The organism is Acinetobacter sp. YH12156 (assembly GCF_013418235.1).
GTDB classification, from domain to species: Bacteria; Pseudomonadota; Gammaproteobacteria; order Pseudomonadales; family Moraxellaceae; genus Acinetobacter; species Acinetobacter pseudolwoffii.
Map to the genome: position 1 here is coordinate 1 of NZ_VPCL01000027.1, position 4,308 is coordinate 4,308.

A 4,308-nucleotide genomic window follows, 5' to 3' on the forward strand; every position below is an offset into this window, starting at 1 on the left:
GTAAATTTTCAGCGTTGCTGGCTCCCCGTCAGCCGGATTGGGTTGCATCGCAGGGGTGTCGAAAGAGTCAACTGCGGTCCAAAGCTGTTGGACTTGGGTGAAAAGGGCGTTTATTCTTCCTATACGTCGATCGATTGAATGAAGGACATATACAATCATTTCTCCGACATTTGGTTATGGAGCGAAAAGTTTCAATATCTTATCAAAACCAGGCAATCAATGCGATTAAGTTTTATTACGAACGTGTTTTGGGTGGACAACGGAAAACATATTTCATCGAAAGACCAAAAAAAGAAAAAACACTTCCTGTTGTGATGAGTGAAGAAGAAACCATTCGGGTACTACGCGCTATTGAAAACGTGAAACACAAGGCTATTCTGATGACTATTTATTCGGCAGGTTTGCGCATTTCTGAATGTATAAACCTGAAAATAAAAGACATTGACTCCAAGCGCATGCAAATTCGTATAGAACAGTCAAAAGGAAAAAGAGATCGTTATACCATTTTATCTGAGAAAACATTAATTATTTTAAGAACATACTTTATGGAATATAAACCAAAAGATTATTTATTTGAAGGTCAAAAAGGTGGCGCATACTCAAGCCGAAGTATTCAAAACATTTTTAAAGCAGCTGTTTTAAAAGCAAAGATTCAAAAGGAAGTTACTGTACATACCTTACGACATAGCTTTGCAACGCATTTGCTTGAGAATGGTACGAGTTTACGTTATATTCAATCGTTGTTAGGTCATTCAAGCAGTAAAACAACTGAGGTTTATACACATATTACCACCAAGGGAATGGAACAATTAAAAAGTCCGATGGATTTGTTAGATATATAGAAAGGATTTGTATATTTGAGCAAAACTTAACAAAAAGCACTATGAATATAAATCCTTTTGAGAGAGTAGAAACGAACGGTAAACGGTTGAAAACGGATTTGTCACTGATAATGAAAGGTTTAGCAAAATAAGATATAGTGGATATATACGCCATTTGGCGTATAGCCACTTGTTATGTGCCATTTTTGAATGACAATGCGAATAGATACGGACAAACAAATGAATTTACTTAGTGATAAGAACGTTGCAATAATTGGTGGTGGACCCGTTGGACTGACTATGGCAAAATTATTACAGCAAAACGGCATAGACGTTTCAGTTTACGAAAGAGACAACGACCGAGAGGCAAGAATTTTTGGTGGAACCCTTGACCTACACAAAGGTTCAGGTCAGGAAGCAATGAAAAAAGCGGGATTGTTACAAACTTATTATGACTTAGCCTTACCAATGGGTGTAAATATTGCTGATGAAAAAGGCAATATTTTATCCACAAAAAATGTAAAGCCCGAAAATCGATTTGACAATCCTGAAATAAACAGAAATGACTTAAGGGCTATCTTGTTGAATAGTTTAGAAAACGACACGGTTATTTGGGATAGAAAACTTGTTATGCTTGAACCTGGTAAGAAGAAGTGGACACTAACTTTTGAGAATAAACCGAGTGAAACAGCAGATTTGGTTATTCTTGCCAATGGTGGAATGTCGAAAATAAGGAGCTTTGTTACCGACACGCAAGTTGAAGAAACCGGTACTTTCAACATCCAAGCTGATATTCTTCAACCGGAAATAAACTGTCCCGGATTTTTTCAGCTATGCAACGGCAACCGATTAATGGCGGGACATCAGGGCATTTTATTGTTTGCCAATCCCAATAATAATGGTGCATTGTATTTAGGAATTAGTTTTAAAACGCCCGATGAATGGAAAAATAAAATTCCCTTAGATTTTCAGGACAGAAACAGCGTTGCCGATTTTTTATTGAAAAGATTTTCCAAATGGAGTGAAGTTTACAAACAATTAATACGTTCGGTATCAACATTTCAATGCTTGCCCACAAGGAAATTTCCTTTGAACAATGATTGGAAAAGTAACCGTCCATTACCCATAACAATGATTGGCGATGCTGCTCATTTGATGTCGCCTTTTGCAGGACAGGGTGTAAATACGGGATTATTGGATGCTTTGATATTGTCTGAAAACCTTACAAACGGAGAATTTACAAGTATTGAAAATGCCATCGAAAACTACGAACAACAAATGTTTGTTTATGCAAAAGATACGCAGGACGAATCGACAGAAAACGAAACCGAAATGTTTAGTCCCAATTTTTCGTTTCAAAAATTATTGAATCTATAAACAGTAAGAAAAAACGGCTACTAACAAGCAGTTTTGCAATAGTGGGGCAGAAGTGCAAAATTGAACTTGTGTGCTTCTATCAACTTTTGTACATTAGCTGCCAGTTTAAGATGGGTGCATTTGAGTATGCCCAAAGGAGCCCGCAAGTATGCGCAGGACGAAGCCAGTAGCCGCGCCGATGGTGGCGCGGGTCTATCTGCGCGTCAGCACCGACGCGCAGGACTTGGAACGCCAAGAGGCGATCACTACGGCCGCGAAGGCCGCCGGCTACTACGTCGCCGGCATCTACCGTGAGAAGGCATCCGGCGCACGCGCCGACCGGCCTGAGCTGCTGCGCATGATCGGCGACCTACAGCCCGGCGAGGTGGTCATTGCCGAGAAGATCGACCGCATCAGCCGCCTACCTTTGCCCGAGGCCGAGCGCCTGGTGGCCTCGATACAGGCCAAAGGCGCACGCCTGGCCGTCCCTGGCGTGGTCGATCTATCCGACCTGGCGGCCGAGGCCCAGGGCGTCGCCAAGATCGTGCTGGAAGCCGTGCAGATCATGCTTTTTCGCCTGGCCTTGCAGATGGCCCGCGACGACTACGAGGACAGGCGCGAACGCCAGCGCCAAGGCATTGAGTTGGCCCGCCAGGCCGGGCGGTACAAGGGCCGCCGTGCTGATCCGAAGCGCCGCGCCCAAGTTGTCGCGCTGCGCAAGTCCGGCTACAGCATCAACAAGACCGCCGAGCTGGCCGGGTACAGTGCGGCCCAGGTGAAACGGATATGGGCCGAGGTCAGCCAGGCCGAAGCGAAGCAGCACGGCGCGTTCGTGGAGGACGCATTGACGGAAGCCGATGCCCTGGCCGCTGTCGGCCAGGATGAGCGCCAGGAGGAAAGGGCATGAAGAAGCCGAACCAAGACGACGAGCCGTTTTTCATCACCGAGGAGATTGCGGCCGAAATGATCGCCGGCGGCTATGAGTTCGAGCTGCCGCCCATTCCTTGCACCATCCGCCTACGCGACGTGCTGGAGCGCATGACCGATGCTGAGCTAGCATTGCAGCCGGGCGAGATCGCCGACCAGGAGCGTGAACGCTGCCGGCGCAAGCCGTGTTCAACCTCATGATCTGGTCATGGTATTTTTCATGGCACTGAGCCTGATAGTTCTTGCAAATTGTTGTCACTAAAGGGTTTTGTGTGCTTGTTTACAATCGAGTGGGAGTGACGGGCACTGGCTGGCAATGTCTAGCTGTCAACGGCAGGCATTTCGGCTGAGGGTAAAAGAACTTTCCGCTAAGCGATAGACTGTATGTAAACACAGTATTGCAAGGACGCGGAACATGCCTCATGTGGCGGCCAGGACGGCCAGCCGGGATCGGGATACTGGTCGTTACCAGAGCCACCGACCCGAGCAAACCCTTCTCTATCAGATCGTTGACGAGTATTACCCGGCATTCGCTGCGCTTATGGCAGAGCAGGGAAAGGAATTGCCGGGCTATGTGCAACGGGAATTTGAAGAATTTCTCCAATGCGGGCGGCTGGAGCATGGCTTTCTACGGGTTCGCTGCGAGTCTTGCCACGCCGAGCACCTGGTCGCTTTCAGCTGTAAGCGTCGCGGTTTCTGCCCGAGCTGTGGGGCGCGGCGGATGGCCGAAAGTGCCGCCTTGCTGGTTGATGAAGTACTGCCTGAACAACCCATGCGTCAGTGGGTGTTGAGCTTCCCGTTTCAGCTGCGTTTCCTGTTTGCCAGCCGGCCCGAGATCATGGGGTGGGTGCTGGGCATCGTTTACCGCGTCATTGCCACGCACCTGGTCAAGAAAGCGGGCCATACCCACCAAGTGGCCAAGACGGGCGCGGTCACCCTGATCCAGCGTTTTGGATCGGCGCTCAATCTGAATGTTCACTTCCACATGCTGTTTCTCGACGGTGTGTATGTCGAGCAATCCCACGGCTCAGCGCGTTTCCGCTGGGTCAAGGCGCCGACCAGCCCAGAGCTCACCCAGCTGACGCACACCATCGCCCACCGGGTGGGTCGCTATCTGGAACGGCAAGGCCTGCTGGAACGGGATGTCGAAAACAGCTATCTGGCCTCGGATGCGGTGGATGACGACCCGATGACACCCCTGCTG

The 4,308-nt window shown here is 48.2% G+C and carries 4 protein-coding genes and 1 pseudogene; all 5 read left to right on the forward strand.

Annotated features, from left to right (window positions below; all coding sequences use genetic code 11):
- The first annotated feature begins 176 nt into the window (after nt 1-176).
- Complete coding sequence (locus FTU87_RS14795) at nt 177-842, forward strand: tyrosine-type recombinase/integrase (RefSeq protein ID WP_015060916.1); 666 nt, start codon at nt 177-179, stop codon at nt 840-842.
- 189 nt (nt 843-1,031) lie between these two features.
- The gene (locus FTU87_RS14800; protein WP_024160783.1) at nt 1,032-2,198 is read left to right on the forward strand and encodes a tetracycline-inactivating monooxygenase Tet(X3); all 1,167 of its coding nucleotides are present in this window, start codon (nt 1,032-1,034) and stop codon (nt 2,196-2,198) included.
- 148 nt (nt 2,199-2,346) lie between these two features.
- Nucleotides 2,347-3,084 (forward strand): recombinase family protein, encoded by a 738-nt coding sequence (locus tag FTU87_RS14805; RefSeq protein ID WP_001366550.1) that lies wholly within the window; start codon nt 2,347-2,349, stop codon nt 3,082-3,084.
- Nucleotides 3,081-3,305 (forward strand): hypothetical protein, encoded by a 225-nt coding sequence (locus FTU87_RS14810; protein WP_000743213.1) that lies wholly within the window; start codon nt 3,081-3,083, stop codon nt 3,303-3,305. The genes FTU87_RS14805 and FTU87_RS14810 overlap by 4 nt, the downstream gene beginning before the upstream one ends.
- A gap of 214 nt (nt 3,306-3,519) precedes the next feature.
- Nucleotides 3,520-4,308: pseudogene (locus FTU87_RS14815) on the forward strand (IS91-like element ISVsa3 family transposase); the annotation flags it as partial.